The organism is Candidatus Leptovillus gracilis, from assembly GCA_016716065.1.
GTDB classification, from domain to species: Bacteria; Chloroflexota; Anaerolineae; order Promineifilales; family Promineifilaceae; genus Leptovillus; species Leptovillus gracilis.
Window position 1 is genome coordinate 115,665 of the sequence record JADJXA010000007.1, and the last position, 15,640, is coordinate 131,304.

The 15,640-nt window shown below is 52.7% G+C and carries 11 protein-coding genes; 4 read left to right on the forward strand and 7 right to left on the reverse strand.

The annotated features are described in order from the left end of the window. The first annotated feature begins 81 nt into the window (after positions 1 to 81). A complete protein-coding gene (locus IPM39_18345) occupies positions 82 to 534 on the forward strand; it encodes a LysM peptidoglycan-binding domain-containing protein (protein MBK8988001.1) in 453 nt (150 codons plus the stop codon). A 101-nt stretch (positions 535 to 635) separates the two neighbouring features. On the opposite strand, the gene IPM39_18350 is transcribed toward IPM39_18345, so the two are convergent. The 7 genes from IPM39_18350 to IPM39_18380 all read right to left on the reverse strand — a co-directional run bounded on the left by IPM39_18350 (position 636) and on the right by IPM39_18380 (position 10,872). Beyond that, on the reverse strand, positions 636 to 2,576 hold the full coding sequence (locus IPM39_18350) for a leucine--tRNA ligase (GenBank protein ID MBK8988002.1): 1,941 nt from the start codon (positions 2,574 to 2,576) through the stop codon (positions 636 to 638). Between the two features lie 354 nt (positions 2,577 to 2,930). Then, positions 2,931 to 3,191: a hypothetical protein gene (locus IPM39_18355; protein ID MBK8988003.1), complete on the reverse strand. Its 261-nt coding sequence runs from the start codon at positions 3,189 to 3,191 to the stop codon at positions 2,931 to 2,933. A 189-nt stretch (positions 3,192 to 3,380) separates the two neighbouring features. Further along, positions 3,381 to 7,328 (reverse strand): SMEK domain-containing protein, encoded by a 3,948-nt coding sequence (locus tag IPM39_18360; protein MBK8988004.1) that lies wholly within the window; start codon positions 7,326 to 7,328, stop codon positions 3,381 to 3,383. A gap of 111 nt (positions 7,329 to 7,439) precedes the next feature. Further along, positions 7,440 to 9,995 (reverse strand): DEAD/DEAH box helicase, encoded by a 2,556-nt coding sequence (locus IPM39_18365; GenBank protein ID MBK8988005.1) that lies wholly within the window; start codon positions 9,993 to 9,995, stop codon positions 7,440 to 7,442. A gap of 62 nt (positions 9,996 to 10,057) precedes the next feature. Then, positions 10,058 to 10,405: a DUF86 domain-containing protein gene (locus tag IPM39_18370; GenBank protein ID MBK8988006.1), complete on the reverse strand. Its 348-nt coding sequence runs from the start codon at positions 10,403 to 10,405 to the stop codon at positions 10,058 to 10,060. Continuing rightward, positions 10,402 to 10,695 carry a nucleotidyltransferase family protein gene (locus tag IPM39_18375; protein MBK8988007.1) on the reverse strand — a complete coding sequence of 98 codons (294 nt, stop codon included), beginning with the start codon at positions 10,693 to 10,695 and terminating at the stop codon, positions 10,402 to 10,404. Before IPM39_18375 ends, IPM39_18370 begins: the two co-directional genes overlap by 4 nt. A gap of 21 nt (positions 10,696 to 10,716) precedes the next feature. Next, entirely contained in the window at positions 10,717 to 10,872 is a 156-nt protein-coding gene (locus tag IPM39_18380; protein ID MBK8988008.1) for a hypothetical protein, read from the reverse strand. Between the two features lie 69 nt (positions 10,873 to 10,941). Between IPM39_18380 and IPM39_18385 the strand changes: the two genes are divergently transcribed. Genes IPM39_18385 through IPM39_18395 form a run of 3 tightly spaced genes read left to right on the forward strand, consistent with a single transcriptional unit; the run spans position 10,942 to position 15,493 of the window. Further along, entirely contained in the window at positions 10,942 to 11,718 is a 777-nt protein-coding gene (locus tag IPM39_18385; protein MBK8988009.1) for a hypothetical protein, read from the forward strand. After that, positions 11,685 to 13,310, forward strand: coding sequence for a GAF domain-containing protein (locus tag IPM39_18390; GenBank protein ID MBK8988010.1), 1,626 nt, complete (start codon positions 11,685 to 11,687; stop codon positions 13,308 to 13,310). The genes IPM39_18385 and IPM39_18390 overlap by 34 nt, the downstream gene beginning before the upstream one ends. Next, the gene (locus tag IPM39_18395; protein MBK8988011.1) at positions 13,307 to 15,493 is read left to right on the forward strand and encodes a PAS domain S-box protein; all 2,187 of its coding nucleotides are present in this window, start codon (positions 13,307 to 13,309) and stop codon (positions 15,491 to 15,493) included. Before IPM39_18390 ends, IPM39_18395 begins: the two co-directional genes overlap by 4 nt. Positions 15,494 to 15,640 lie beyond the last annotated feature (147 nt).

Genomic DNA, 15,640 nt, shown 5'->3' on the forward strand with positions numbered 1-15,640 from the left:
CAGCCGGGCAGAGTCAGGCTGGCACGTTGGGTCGTTTGCGCCGTTAGTAAGACGGCCATTTCATCACACGCAGGAGGAAACATGAATATTATCCTACGCCTTCGCAAGCAAAAGATGTTGGTTGTGTTTTTGCTGGCGTTGGTGCTGCTGCTGGGGTTAACTGCCACCACGCAGGCCGCGCCGACGCAGCAGACAGGTGGCGTCTATCACACCATTCGTTGGGGTGAAACGCTTTCCGGTATTGCCCGCTTGTATGGTACGACAACTCAGGCGATTCTGGCGGCCAATCCCCATATCTGGAATCCGAATCTCATTTTCGCCGGTACGGTGCTGTTTATTCCCAGTGGGTCTGTGCCACCAGCTCCCCCGCCACCGCCCACCACCTACTGCCGGTTTTATCACACGGTGCGCTATGGCGATAACCTTAATCGGATTAGTACCTGGTATGGCACAAACCCCTGGTCCATCGCCCAGGCCAACCGCATCTACAACCTGAATCTGATTTACGCCGGGCAGGTGTTGTGCATTCCGTAAGTTGTTAGTTGTTAGTTGTTAGGAAGACCTGCGAGACGCCAGCGCCGCAGGTCTTTTTAGTTATCAATGGTTACCAACTAACAACTAACAACTATCAACTATCAACCAATAACTATATTCACCAATTTGTTGGGTACGATGATGATCTGGTGGATGGCACGGCCGTTTACGTGTTTTTGAATGCCGGGGGAGGCAACGGCCGTTTCCCGCACCACCGCCTCCGTCGCGTTCACAGCCACCACAATCCGGTCACGCACTTTGCCATTTATCTGCACCGGCAGTGTTACCAACGTCTCGGCCAGATAGTCTGGGTCGAAGGTGGGCCACGTCTGCTGATGCACAGACTGCGCATGTCCCAGCCTGGCCTGCCACACCTCCTCGGTGATGAAAGGGCAGATGGGCGCCAGCAGCAGTGTCAGGCTCTGCAGCGCCCGCCGCCATTGGGCATAGGAAATCGGTTTCTCGCGGCAATCATTCAGATAGTTAACATATTCCATCAGGGCGGCAACGGCCGTATTAAAGCGAAATCCCGCCATATCCGCCGTCACCCGTTGAATGATCTGATGCCGCCGCCGCTCAAACTCCCCGTCCTCCTTTGTCTCTTCGTCCCTTTGTGCCTTTGGATTAAATTCTTCCACCAGCCGCCAAAATTTGTCCAGAAAGCGCGTCACTCCCCGAATCCCCGCCTCGTCCCAGGTCACTTCGGCGTCGAACGGACCCAGGAACAGCAGATAGGCGCGCAGGGCGTCAGCTCCGTAGCGGGCGACCATTTCGTCGGGCGTGACCACATTGCCGCGTGATTTGGACATTTTACGGCCGTCGCTGGCCGCCAGCAGCATCCCTTGGTTGCGCAGTTGACTAAACGGTTCCACAAAATCCACCAGACCGGCATCCGCCATGACCTTTGTCCAGAAACGGGCATACAGCAGGTGCATCACGGCGTGTTCCGCGCCGCCGACGTAAGTATCCACCGGCAGCCAGCGGCGCACGGCCGTTGGGTCAAACGGCCCCTCGTCGTAATTGGGGTTGGCGAAGCGCAGGAAATACCAGGAGGAACAGGCGAAGCCATCCAGGGTGTCGGTCTCGCGCCGGGCCGGGCTGCCGCACTGCGGGCAGATGGTTTGCACCCAATCGGTGATGCGCGCCAGCGGGGAACGGCCGTCGCCCGCCGGGGCAAAATCGGTTGTGTCTGGCAGCAGGACAGGCAGTTGATTTTCCGGCACGGCCACCGGGCCGCACGCCGGGCAGTGGATAATGGGGATCGGCGCGCCCCAATACCGTTGGCGCGAGATCAGCCAGTCGTGCATTTTGTAACTGACGGTCTGTCCATCTTCGGCTGTGGCGCGGCCGATCCAGTTGCGCTGCATGGTTTTGATGGATTCCGGCCAATCTACTGTGTCCAGGTCGGCCAGCAGCCGGTCGGCGTAGGCGGTAATTTTGAAGTACCACTGCTCCAGCTCTTTGCGGCTGACTTCGCCATCGCAGCGCCAGCATGTACCATCTACCACCTGTTCGTTTGCCAGAATGGTCTGGCACTGGGGACACCACCATTGGCTGCCCAGCGCCCGATACGCCAGCCCACGCCGGAACAGCAGCAGAAAAAACCACTGCGTCCAGCGGTAATAGGCCGGGTCGGTGGAACTCAATTCGCGGGACCAATCATAGGAGCATTCCAGGAGCTGCATCTGGCGTTTGTAGGTGGCGCAGAATTGGGCGCTGCTTTGGCGGGGATGAATGCCGTGGGTGATGGCGTAATTTTCGGCCGGCAGCCCGAAGGCGTCCCAACCCATGGGGTGCAGCACGTTGTGGCCGTTCATGCGCATGAAGCGGGCGCTGACGCAGGTGGGTACGTAGTTACGGCCGTGTCCCACCGACAGCCCATCGCCTGATGGATAAGGGAAAAAATCCAGGATGTACACATCTGGTTTGTCCGGATCGCTGCCGGTCTGGTACAGGTTGCTGGCCTGCCAGGCGGCGCGCCATTTTTCTTCGATGGCCGGGAAGGGGTAACGGCCGGGTGATGGGTTGGATTTGTTGGTCATCGGTTACGCTCCATAATGAATTGTGAACTGTAAATTGTGAAGTGTGCAGTTTGGGTATTGGTTGAAAAACAAAAAAGGCCACGAGGTGGGTCTCGTGGCCGGAAAACAAAGCTGGAAAATCAAAAGGCCACAGGACATGTGCCTGTGGCCTTTTTACAAAATCAACAAGGAGATAGTGTCATGCAGACCAGGTTTGGGGCACACGCCAACCCACCCCGGCAACAAGGTTGCCAGGTAATAAGCGGCCTAATAAAAGGTGTTTGGTGTGCGTGTGTTTCATGGTTAAGAAGGTAGCATAGCCCGCTGGTTGTGTCAAGCCCCATTCCTGGCAGGTAATTGGGTGAATGTGGGCGATTACGGCCGTTTCACCGTATAAGATTTGGGCATTTTGGCGACGAAGGCGCAGGTGGCTGCACCGGTGCAGGTGGAGCCGCAGTGCCCGGGTGGGCAGGCGTTCTCTTGGGATGTGGCGTCGTCGTAGAGACGGCCGTGCCGCACCCAGTAAGCAATCATGCCATCCAGAGCGCTGCGCTCGATGCCCAACTGTCGGCTCAGTTGGGCGACATGGACAGGTCCGTTGGCCGATTCAATAGCGTGTAATACTTCTTTTAGCATCTTATCTTATCTGTTTAGCCAATATGATTTGTATCGCAGGGTATTATAGCGCAAAACGGCCGTTTGCCTTTATTGGTTGTGGTGAGGGTGAGGGTGAGGGAACGGCCGTTTTTACCTGGTTCACGGTAAACCAATAAACCGGGAACCAGGTCACGATGATATGCATTTAATAACCATGACACTTAGTTGTTAACTATAAAGTGCGCCACGTCTCACGAACCATAATTTAAGAGAAGTTCCTCCATCTGGACTTAACACGTTTAGTCCACGAGCGCCTTCGATTTGTAACCCTTTACAATTCATTTTGATTTTTAGTGTTTTGATGCATCTCCCAAATGAAGGACTGCTTTTGTCAACATCCCACACCCGTATTGTTGTATCCGCACTACCTGTGGCAAGTTTTTTGGACGAATGATTAAAGGACTGAGCAAGAATCGGTTTGGTGTGATCTGGCAAATATTTGATTATATTGATGAAATCATTGTCCCAAATCAACACACTACCATTGAACCGTCCTACTGAATAGCAGCCGTTGTCCAAATAAGCCATAGACATACCTTCATGTGTTAGACTCCAACGAAGGAGCAGTCTTTTACCAGTTCTTATATCCCACTTCTCTACGAAACCTGCCACAAACGCTTTTCTAGTAGGCCAATCAAAATATGCCTCCTCCTCAGCCTCTTCGTCTAGCCAAGTGGCTTCCATGAGATCTTCTTCAGCACGGGCCTCTGCCCAATAAAGCAGTTCTCTATAACCCTCTGGATTTGTTTCTTTGTAAAAATCCTTCTTTAATTTGAAGAGTTTTTGCTTGCTCAGGTTTCTTTTCAATCGTCGCTTATACTTTTCCTCAAACTGCTCCTTGTTGTCCTCATAAAACACCTCAAATTCCTCAGCAGCCTGCTCTATATAGCCTTCAACTAAATAATTTGCCTCTGCGGATAACACTCTCCCTCCACTTACAGAGCCTTGAATTTCATAACCGCCAATGTAAATGAGCAAATAGTTGTTTCCTTCTAGAAATTGTAAATACGTTATTGGTGACAGCAATCGTTCAATTTCTTGTACCAACTCCCCATTATGCTCGCGTCGTACGTGCACACAACCATTCAGGTAACCAATAGCGATATATTCATTATCCTCGCTGAAACATAATGCGGTCACTGGAGATGAAAAATCAGGTAACCACCAATGACCTACACTCCAATCTCCAGTATGAAAGATTTGGACCGCTCCGGTTGAATAGCCAATAGCCAAGTTAGGGTGATCGTCGTGTGCAAACCTTGAGAAAGTGCTGATCGCGAATAACCCGTTTAATTGAATGGTCTGCCAATTTACCACTCTCCAAAGGTTAAGATTTCCAGTCTCTGTAAGAGCAATCAAGTACCTCCCATCACCACTCCATTGCACATTTACGACTGGGCCATTGTTAGATTTAAATAGGATTTTCTGTTCCCAAGTTTCAGAATCCCACAGGTACAGGTTTGTGTTATCACTCGTACTCGCTAACCAGCGGCCATTTGGATTCCATTCTACATCTAATACTTCCCCCATTTCTCCTATTTGCAAGTCTGTTAAATCAGCGAAACGCAAGTCAGTTCCTGCAAGGGTGCAGCCGCTTAGATTCGCTTGCGTCAAGCTCGCACCATACAGATTTGTATTAGATAGATCGGCGTTGAATAAATCAGCGCCTACTAGAATTGTGTGACTCAAATCTTGATCTGAAAGATTTGCATTCATTCTACGGAGAAGCGTGATAGCATTCCCCCCAATAAAACGAGTCTCTTCAAATGATTTGTTTCGTGTCAAAAAAACCAGATTCCACAAACTCTCTTTATCAACCATATCTTTTAGGAATTCGATCAAAGCCTCAGAAAGGGGTGCTTTCCCAAAGGTTGTTGCCAGAGTACTCAGTGTCTCACAGCCAAAAGTTTCAAAAATCGGGTGCTTTTCTTTAATGGCGTCAACTATTTCCCGTTGAAAATAAGATGTCCACGTGTATTTTTGAGTTGCTCGATTTGAGGTGATTTCCGGTTGTTGAAATATTGGTGATAAGAAATCTTGAAGGAGACCGCCAAGTTGTGCTGCAAACTTATAAGCAACAAAAAATTCCGGCAGAGACTTGTGCGCAGGGCTATAATCTCCATCTGAATTCCTGATCAACAGGGTTTGTCCCATCATGTCATAATGCCAATGATCAAGGTTTTTTTGCTCTTTCACGGCATGAGGAAAAAGTTTTGTTAATCGGTTTGGAAATTCACGATAATTAAGCTGCATTCTGTCTGTCGATAACATTTCCCATGACAATTCGCATAAAAAATACAGCTTATCGCTCATTGAAGTAAAGGTGCGTTCTGCTTTAATATCGCGTTCCATCTTGCGCTGAATGGCATACAAATAAATACGGGCTATGTCAACAGCTTTGTTTGCGGTGATTTCTGGAAGTGCTTCAATTATCAACTCTGTCATTACAGGGCGACGCGCTAAATTCAACAACCGAACGTCATTTACTATTCTGGTTGCAACATCTGGGCTAACTTGTTTAGCCAACAAAGCTTTTATCTGTATGTCATCAAATGGTAGAAGTTCCAAAACCTCGAATTGGGGCGGTTCACCTGTCAGATTTGATATTGATGCCCGAAGTTCTGCGCTTAAAAGTGATCGGCCTTCTTTTGCCTCTGGAAAGTGTTCCGTCCTACATGTAAGAATCACTTTTGTTCCAGGCACTACAGCTCGCGCTAACTGCCAAAAATTATTGATCATCTTTTGACGATCAATTTGTGCCGCCATTTCGTCAAATCCATCGAAAATCAAAAGAAACTTGCCCATGCGGTTCAGTTCTTCAAAAATTGAGTAGCCATGTATAGGGATTTCATGCTTCCGGAAAAAGAATTCAGAAAACAAAGATTCTATGCTTACGGCTTTAGCGTAGTCACGTAAAGGAATGTACAGAGGTAACCGCGGACGCTTAATTCCCCGTTCTTTTGCGTCCAAGTAACGCCTTATCATGACCCAGGCGTAATGCAGGGCAAACCAGGTCTTCCCCATGCCAAACTGCCCAAGAATAGATATGTGTTCTTTCGCAGGATCATCTAGCCATTGATCAATATAACCATCAATCCAGCCATTTGATCGATCATATGTGCTTGGCGTTACTTTTTTGGGCGTTAGAGGGTCTGTCTCATCTCGTTTACATGCGATGTCTACATAATTATCCTTGATACCACGCCTCACGATCTCTCGTTCAAGCCAATCAATATACCCTGTGAAATCAGCCTCCAAGTCGATAAGCTCATCAAAAGTGTAACAATAGACAGAATCCTGTACTGAGTTCCTAACTGACTGGGCAACCCTGCGGGCAGAAATCAACCAAGCTTCATTAACTCTGTGGTTTTGTATATCTGCATTTAATGCATGCAAGTCTTTCATTTCCGCTACGCCGCTAATACCGCGAACAAAAATCCGAGAATAACCTCGACGTTCTGGAACATTGATAATCAACCTAAAGTAGCCCTTTTGTATTTCGACGCTTTCAGGTTCGATAGTGTAATTTAGAACTTTGAACCATTGAGTTAGTTGATTGAAAAATTCTTGGAGGGCATCAGGGCTATCTTTAGATCTATCTTCTTTGAGGCCATCAATTCTTATTTCTGTATCAAGCAAGTCCACCAGTTGCTTTAGCTGACTTGTTTCAAGCGACTGAACAGATCTTATGAATGATTCAAAATCTATAATGTGTTCTTCTGGATCAAAGTTGAACAGATTATGGGTATCAAACTTCTTATAGGTCTTTTGCTTTGGCTGGAGAACAAAAATCAACAGTTTTGAGTACTTTTCATAAAGCCCGTGTTCTAAAAACAGATTGATAGTTGTCTCAATCTTTGCAGATGTTTTTGTTGATGTTACCTGTACTGCCACGCCATTCTTCAAATCCCCTAAATCAATACTGGCTTGATTGAAGGTGTTTTTGTTGAGATTGATCAGCTCAAGGCCAAAAGCTAGATTGAGCAATTCTTTGACTATGTCTTCTGCAACGATATTCACATCAAACAAAGCCATTTGGCCTCTCATTGAGATGTGCGTCTGAAGCAATGCCAAATATGAGGATAATTTTTTGAGATAAGCTTCTTTTGCTAGCATAGCGCCTTGATATATTAAATCGGATAATGCTCTGGAATTTTCTTCTATCTCAACATTTTATTGGTGCAGAGATGTGTTCTTATTATAACTTTGATTGACAATGATTTCTGCTCAAGAGTCAACAATTGATCCGTTTAACATCCGCAGCAGGCGACGAGTGACGCCCTTTGTCTCCGGGCCAATTTCCCCCGGCGGGCCGACGCAGGCCGGGCAGCCATCGCGGCAGCGGCAGTCCGTTACCAGTTCCAGGGCGGCGTCCAGCAGCGTGTCGTGCAGTTCATAGAGGCGCTGGCTAAAGCCGACGCCGGCCGCCACCCGCTCATAGACCACCACCGTTGGCGCTTGTGTGAGGGGACTGCGGCTTTCGGCCGTGACCTGGATGTCGCCCGGATCGCACATCAGGAACAGGGGAGCCAGGTTACCCAGCGCATAGGCCAGCCCGCCCAGCGCCGAGCGCGTCTGCTGCCCGGCTTCGGCCTGGCGGTGGCAGGAGGGGCAGAGCGTGACCAGGTTTTCCAGCTTGTTGGCGTCCAGGTAGTTCTCGTTCACGTCGCGCACGTAGCTAAATTCGCGGAACGGCCGTTTATGATGCACATGGAGTAACACCCCATCCCCACCCGCGCCACAAATCTGGCAGCGACGGCCGTCGCGCTCCAGCGCCTTCTGCCGCTGTGTTTGCCAGTTCGGGCCATAATCATTCGGCCGCAGCAAAATCCCCGCGTCGTACAATTTCTCCGTCAGCGCCTCGCCAAAGATCAGCCAGTAGCCGTCTGTCTCCAGCGTCATCTCTGGCAAATCAATCTCGCCAAACCCCAACGTCTCCTGCGTATAGCGCTTAATCCGCCGGTAGCCCGTCGCCTTCGTCACCACCGTCACCTCGCCCCACGCGCGGTACAAATTGTCAATTGTCAATTGATTGTCTTCCGTCGCCCGCAATTCCCGAATCGTGCTGCCCACACTGGCCTGCGTGTAATAGTCCACGTCCACCGGGCGCACATAGGCGATACGGCCGTCCCAATCCAGATGCTCCACCAGATAACTTCGCGCCAGGTGCATGTAGATGGCCCCCTCGAACACCACCGTCGGCGCGCGCTCCAAATCCACCTCGCCGATGGCCCGCGTCTTCGTCTCGTCCAACTCGTGGCCCAAATCGTGGACGATGACGTTGTCGTCGCCGCTGGTGCGCAGGGATACGGCCGTGGCCGGCGCTCCTTCACCCACATAATGATACTGCTGCCGCGTTTTGTGCAGCAGTCCCTCCGCTTCCAGGGCGTGCAGCAAAATCTCGGCCGGTTGGCCGCCAAATTGCTCATCGGCGCGGAAGGGCAGTTCGTAGGCAGCGCAAAGCAGGTGGCGGACCATGATGCGCAGGTTGTCGGGATTGGTCAGCGCGTGTTCCGGCGTCTGGCCGAAGAGATAACGCGGATGAAGGCAAATGTACTGGTCGAGCGGGTTGTTGCTGGCGACCATGACGGCCGCCGACTGCGCCGCCCGCCGCCCGGCGCGGCCAATCTGCTGCCACGTCGAGGCGATGGAGCCGGGATAACCCGTCAGCACGGCCGCATCCAGTTCACCAATGTCTATGCCCAGTTCCAGGGCGTTGGTGGCGACCACGCCGCGCAGCGCGCCGCTGCGTAAACCATGCTCAATATCGCGCCGCTCCAGGGGTAAATAGCCGCCGCGATAGCCGGAAACGGCCGTTGCCTCCCGTCCCAAATATTTCATCTCATCCTGCAAATAGGTCAGCAGCAGTTCCACCGTCTGCCGCGTGCGGGCAAAGGCGATGGTCTGCACATCGTGGGCCAGGAAGGTGACGGCCGCGTCGCGGGCGGCCATCACCGCGCTGCCGCGCAGCCCCAATTCGGCGTTGATGATGGGCGGGTTGTAGAGGATGACGTGCTTTTCCCCCGTCGGTGCGCCATTTTGCCCTTCACCGATGAGGGTGAACGGCCGTCCGACCAATCGTTCCGCGTGTTCTTGGGGATTGGCGATGGTCGCCGAGCAGCAAATCACCTGCGGCTGGCTGCCGTAAAAGTCGCAAATGCGCAGCACGCGGCGCAGCACGTTGGCGACGTGGCTGCCAAACACGCCGCGATAGGTGTGGATTTCGTCCAGCACGATGAACTGCAAATTGGCGAACAGGTCGCGCCAGGTGGGATGGTAGGGCAACATGCCCGCGTGCAGCATGTCGGGGTTGCTGATGAGGATGCCGCCGGCGCGGCGTACCTGCGCCCGGCGGCTTTGCGGCGTGTCGCCATCGTAGGTATGCACCTCGATGGGCAGTTTGCCCGCGCTGAGGATGGCGGCCGTTTCGGCGAGTTGGTCGTGGGCCAGCGCTTTGGTGGGGAAGAGGTAGAGGGCGCGGGCGGACGGCCGTACCAGCAATTTTTGCAGCACGGGCACGGTGTAGCACAACGATTTGCCTGAGGCGGTGGCCGTGGCGATGATGGTATTGTCGCCATTCAGGGCGGCGTCTATGGCGGCGGCTTGATGGGTGAAGAACTGGCTGACGCCGCGGGATTGCAGGGCGGCCAGGATACGGCCGTCAACCGGCGCGTTCACCGTCTGGAATTGGGCCGGGCGGGGGGGGAAGCGCTCCCAGGCGACGACCTGGGAGATGAAGTCGCGGTTGAGGCGCAGTTGGGCCAAGAGGTCGGGCAGGGTCATGGGGGGAGGGGGATCAAAAATGGCCGTTTCTACCCAAGGAAAACGGCCGTCCGTTCACGCGCTTACTGTAAAGAAGCCATAATCCGCTCAAGTTTAGGTGATAACTTGGGAATGTCCTCAATAGCCGTTTTCCAAACGACAAGCGGATTAATCACCGCATAATTATGAATGAGCTTGTTGCGCATCCCAGACATAGAACGCCAAGGGACGTCTGCTTGAGTTTCTCGGAAAGATTCTGGAAGTTTTGTTGCCGCTTCGCCTATGATCTCCAATGCACGTACAACAGCAAAGATGGTTTTTTCATCTTGTTGGAATTCGTCATAAGTCAAACCGTCAATAAATTGACCGATTTTGACCGAGGTTGTCAAAATGTCATCCAGGTAGGTCAGGATGCGTTCTGTCTCGGTCATACAGCAAGTACCTCAGTCAGAACCCTATCTGAAACACGCGGTTTGAGCGAATCTTTCATGACAAGATCCACCCTCACCCCTAATAAATCGCCCAAATAGTATTCAAGTTCGATCAACCGCAGAAGACTGGGCGTTTCTGTAAAAGTGACCAACAAATCAAGATCGCTCTGGGCATTTTGTTCTTTTCGCACGAAGGAGCCAAAAATGCCCAGGCTTTCTACCTGATACGTTTTTGCCAGAAAAGGCATTTTCTGTTTTAAGCGTAAGCGTAGATGATCCAATTCCTTCATCGTACAAGTCTCCATAAACAACTATTTTACCGCAGATCGGCGGAAGTCTGGAAAACTGGTAAATGGGTATTCGCCTTTGCCATCGCCATCCATAGTCTCAAGTGTTGCCAATAACGCCGTCAAAGCCTGACGCAGCGGCCGTTCCCCACGTCTTCCACCAAACAACATCATACCCATGACCAATTTCCTATAAAAATTCCCTGCCTCTTAACAGTAATTGCCAGCTTCCTGCAATAAACTCACAAGATGAATTGGCAACAGACCATGCCTTACACCATTCCTCTGTTTGCTGCGACGCTTTTAACCGGCCTGTTAGCCATTCTTGCCTGGCGACGGCGGCCGGCCTCTGGCGCGGTGACGTTTGCTTTATTTATGGTGGCCGCCGGGTTATGGTGCCTGGCCTATGGGCTGGAGATAGCGGCCGTTTCCCTCGACACCAAACTCTTCTGGGCCAAAGTGCAATACTTTGGCATCGCCACCGTTGGCGTCTTCTGCTTCATCTTCACCCTGCAATATGCCCGCCACTGGCAGCCATCTCTGGGACGTCTCACGCTTTTATTTATCATCCCGGCCGTGACCGTTGGCGTGGCCTGGTTGGAGCCACAAGCCGGGCTGTTGTGGCGCGAAATCAGTCTGGATACAAGCGGCCCTTTTCCGGCGCTTACTTTTGAATATGGGCCGGTTTTCTGGCTGATCGTCAGTTACTCTTACGCCGTCTTGCTGGCCAGCAGCGCTATTTTGCTCAATCTCTCACGGCGCGTGCCCGACGCTTATCGGCGACAAATCCGGCTGCTGGGTCTGGCGACCATCTTTCCCTGGGTGGGCAACGGCTTATATGTGTTGGGTGTGTCGCCTTATCTGGATTTAACTCCCTTTGGTTTTGCGCTCACCGGCATTTTGATGGGCTTCAGCGTGTGGCGGTTGCAGCTCCTGGACATCACCCCATTGCCCGCGATACCGTTTTGCAAAATATGGCCGCCGGCGTTCTGGTGTTCAATCAACGCACATTGCTCATTGACCTGAATGCCTCGGCGGTGGGCTTGCTGGATTTGCCGGAGAAAGCGGTGTTGGGCCAGCGGGCAGACAGTCTATTTAGCGACCGGTTGTTGCCGTTACAAGCCTATGTGCAGCAAGCGCAGATACAGGGCGAAGTGGATGTTAGCCGGTCTGAGCAGCCTTGTTTTCTCGATGTGCAAGTCTCCCCTTTGCATAACCATCGCCAGGATATTATTGGCTGCATGATGATGTTGCATGACGTGACGGAGCGTAAACTGGCGGAAATTGCCCTGGCCCGGCAAAAGCATTTGTTTGAAAACCTGGCAGGCATCACCCACGCGGTTTTAGCCCACTACAATTTGCCGGATGCGCTGCTGGAAACCCTGAAAGTGGCGCGTCTGCTCACCGGGGCCGACCTGGGCAGCCTTTTTTTGTTGGATGAGCAGGGTCAGGTGGTGAACAGCCTTCTGGCGCGGGGCGATTTGTCGGTGGAAGTGAAAAAAGAGATTGAGGCGGACGTGATGAAGGGCGGGCTGGCCGGGTGGGTGGCGCAGCATCATCAGGCGGTGTTGATTGCCGATACAACACAGGACGGCCGTTGGATCACCTTACCCGACCAACCCTACCAGGCCAATTCGGTGATGTCTGTGCCCATTCTCATTGGCGATACCCTGTTGGGCCTGATCACGTTGACGCACACGGAGCGCGCCTTTTTTGACGATGATGCCCTGCAGTTGATGCAGGCCGTCGCCAGCCAGGTGGCGTTGGCCTTGCGCAACGCGCAGATGTACGACGCGCAGCAGCAGTTGGTTCAAGACCTGTCGGCGGCCAAAGAGCAGGCGGAGGCGGCCAACCGGGCCAAAAGCATCTTCCTGTCTAACATGACCCACGAATTACGCACGCCGCTGGCGGCTGTGATCGGTTACAGCGAGCTGCTGCAAGAGCTGCTGCCGGTGGCCGATGATGACCTGGCTGAACCGGTATCGCCCGACTTGATCCGGCCGCGGTTGCAGAAAATCGAGACGGCCGCGTCCGCTGTTCTGCAAATGGTCAGCGATATTTTAGACTTATCCAAAATTGATACCGGTAAATTAGAATTGTCTATTGCGCCTTTTGCCGTGCGCCCGTTGGTGGCCGAGGCAGTGACCGCGGTAGAACCGCTCCTGGCCCAAAATGGCAACCGGCTGACAGTAGTTTGCGCCGATGACGTAGGCGTGATGGAGGGGGATGCGGCGCGCGTGATACAGATATTGGTGAATCTGCTGCGTAACGCGGCAAAATATACCAGTGATGGCGAAGTGGAAGTGCGAGTTTGGGTGGAAACGGCCGTGACTCCCCCCAACCAGATCATTTTTCAGATCACAGACACCGGCAGGGGCATCCCGCCAGACCGTCTGCCGCACATCTTCCAACCTTTTGTTCAGGGAGATACTGAAGCCAATGTTCAATACGACGGCGCACGGGTAGGGTTAGCCCTTAGCCAGAATTTTGCCACCCTGATGGGCGGACGCATAGAAATCCACAGCCATCCGGGTCAAGGATCAACCTGTCGTTTACTTCTGCCAACCCAACCGGAGAATTCATTGAAGAACCAGTCCCTTCATACCACCCAAATATGAACCAGTTGTTGATTATCCCCGCCGTGATGCTGCTTGCTTCAGCCGCGATTACCTTGTGGCTGGCTGTTTATGCCTGGCGTCGGCGGCCCACGACAGGCGCGTTGTATTTTAGTTTGCTTATGACGGCCGTCTCTCTCTGGTCGCTTTGTCACCTGCTGGAGATTCTGACAGTTCACCCCACCTGGCGCTTGATCTGGTCAAACGCCACCTTTTTTGGCGTCACCACAGTGCCGGTATTTTGGTTCCTGTTTACCCTGGAATATACCGGCCGTATCCGAGGCTTATCCCGCCTTAAAATTGCCGCGCTGTTTGCCGAGCCGCTGGTCATACTGATCTTGATCTGGAGTAACTTTTACCATGGGCTGTTCCGTCAGGGCATGGTTCTGGACCTCACCGGCGCCCTTCCCAAAGCCCAGATGATTTATGGACCAGCATTTTGGGTTCATACCGCCTACTCCTATTTGCTTTTTGTTATGAGCAACGCGCTGCTCGTCATCGCCTTTGCCCGCGCTCCACGCCTCTATCGCCGGCAGTCGGGCATTATTTTGGTAGGGGCGTTTGTGCCCTGGCTGGCGAATCTGTTCTACGTTTTTCCATTGGGCGCGATGGCTTATTTCGATCCAACGGCCGTGGCCTTTTGCATTTCCGGCTTGCTGTTTGGTTGGGCAATTTTTGGTTACCGGTTTATAGACGCCATGCCCTTTGCCAGAGATACCCTGATCGAAAACCTCACCGATGGCCTGGTTGTGCTGGACAGACAGCAGCGCATCATAGACATCAATCCGGCGGCGGAACTGATCTTGGGCTGTCGCGCCAGCGATGTGATCGGTTTGTTAGCGGCGCAAGGCCTGCAAAGCTGGGGCACGCTGGTGGAACAGTTACATCTGCTCACCGATGTAAATACAGAACTTTCTATGCCTGGCACAGATGGCGCTCTATACTATGATCTGCGCATCATTGGCCTGAGCGACAGACGGGGACGGCCGTCAGGGCGGTTGGTGATCCTGCGTGATATTACCAGCCGTAAACAAACCGAAGACGCTTATTACACGTTGGTGGAGTATTCGCTGCAAGGGTTGGCTGTCGTCCAAGACGGCCAGATTCGGTTTGCCAATCCGGCGCTGGCCGCCATCACCGGTCTGACGGTTGAAGCGCTGTCGGACGTAACATTGGAGATGATTGGTGATCGCGTACACGCGGAAGACCAGTCCTCATTTGAGTCGCTGGTTCATGGCGCTCAGCAAACGGAACTGCGTCTGCTGACGTCAGCGGGAGAGACCTTGTGGCTGCAACTCACGGCGTCGCAAATTCAGTTTCAAGGACGCCCAGCTATGCAGGTGGCGGTGATAGACGTGACGCAGCGAAAAGAGGCCATCGCGCAGTTACAGGTGGCCAAAGAAGAGGCAGAACTGGCAAATCGGGCCAAAAGTATCTTTTTGGCGAACATGAGCCATGAACTACGAACCCCGTTATCGGCTATTATTGGCTACAGCGAGATGCTGCGTGAGCAGGCGGATACGAAGGGGGAGGGGTTGTTGGCCAAGCGTTTGGGCAACATTGAAGCGGCCGCCTATCATTTGCTGACGATTTTGAACAGCATTTTAGATTTGTCGAAAGTTGAAGCGGGTAAGATGAAGCTGTACCCGGAAAGGTTTGATGTGGCCTCTTTTGTGGAAGAGCTGCGGATAATGGCTGAACCGTTGATGATTCAGAACCAGAATCGGTTGGTGTTGGCGTGTCCGCCGGACGTGGGAACTTTATATGCGGATAAGACGAAAGTGCAGCAGATTTTGTTGAATTTATTGAGCAATGCGGGTAAGTTTACCAGGGAAGGTGAAGTGACGCTGCGGGTTGAGGGGCTAACGGCCGTTCCCCCCTCCCGACCCTCTTCCACCATTGTTATCCAGGTGCAAGATACCGGCATTGGCATGTCGCCCGACGAGGTGAAACGGCTTTTCCAACCATTTTCCCAGCTAGACGCCTCCCCGACGCGCAACTACAACGGCGCCGGCCTGGGGTTGGTCATCAGCCGGCGCTTTGCCGAGATGATGGGTGGTACGCTCACTGTTGAAAGCGCGCCGGGCGTCGGGTCAACATTTACCGTGCGTTTGCCGGTGCAGACGCCAGACCCTGCCCGCCTTCCCGACGCGGTTATGCCGATACAGGAAGCGGTGGGGGGATAAACGGCCGTTCCGACAGCGCAAAAACTATAGATTGTCAGAAAAACATTTTGGCTGGTAGGGGCGACCCTTGTGGTCGCCCTCTGGTGAAGGGGCGGGCACAAGGCCCGCCCCTACCCAAAATCATTATCTGAATGTCTATAGCATTCA

Coding starts and splice junctions, on each gene's coding strand:
- IPM39_18355 (MBK8988003.1), bottom strand. CDS start 3,191: ATGCTAAAAGAAGTATTACACGCTATTGAATCGGCCAACGGACCTGTC.
- IPM39_18345 (MBK8988001.1), top strand. CDS start 82: ATGAATATTATCCTACGCCTTCGCAAGCAAAAGATGTTGGTTGTGTTT.
- IPM39_18395 (MBK8988011.1), top strand. CDS start 13,307: ATGAACCAGTTGTTGATTATCCCCGCCGTGATGCTGCTTGCTTCAGCC.
- IPM39_18350 (MBK8988002.1), bottom strand. CDS start 2,576: ATGACCAACAAATCCAACCCATCACCCGGCCGTTACCCCTTCCCGGCC.
- IPM39_18370 (MBK8988006.1), bottom strand. CDS start 10,405: ATGACCGAGACAGAACGCATCCTGACCTACCTGGATGACATTTTGACA.
- IPM39_18380 (MBK8988008.1), bottom strand. CDS start 10,872: ATGGGTATGATGTTGTTTGGTGGAAGACGTGGGGAACGGCCGCTGCGT.
- IPM39_18385 (MBK8988009.1), top strand. CDS start 10,942: ATGAATTGGCAACAGACCATGCCTTACACCATTCCTCTGTTTGCTGCG.
- IPM39_18365 (MBK8988005.1), bottom strand. CDS start 9,995: ATGACCCTGCCCGACCTCTTGGCCCAACTGCGCCTCAACCGCGACTTC.
- IPM39_18375 (MBK8988007.1), bottom strand. CDS start 10,695: ATGAAGGAATTGGATCATCTACGCTTACGCTTAAAACAGAAAATGCCT.
- IPM39_18360 (MBK8988004.1), bottom strand. CDS start 7,328: ATGCTAGCAAAAGAAGCTTATCTCAAAAAATTATCCTCATATTTGGCA.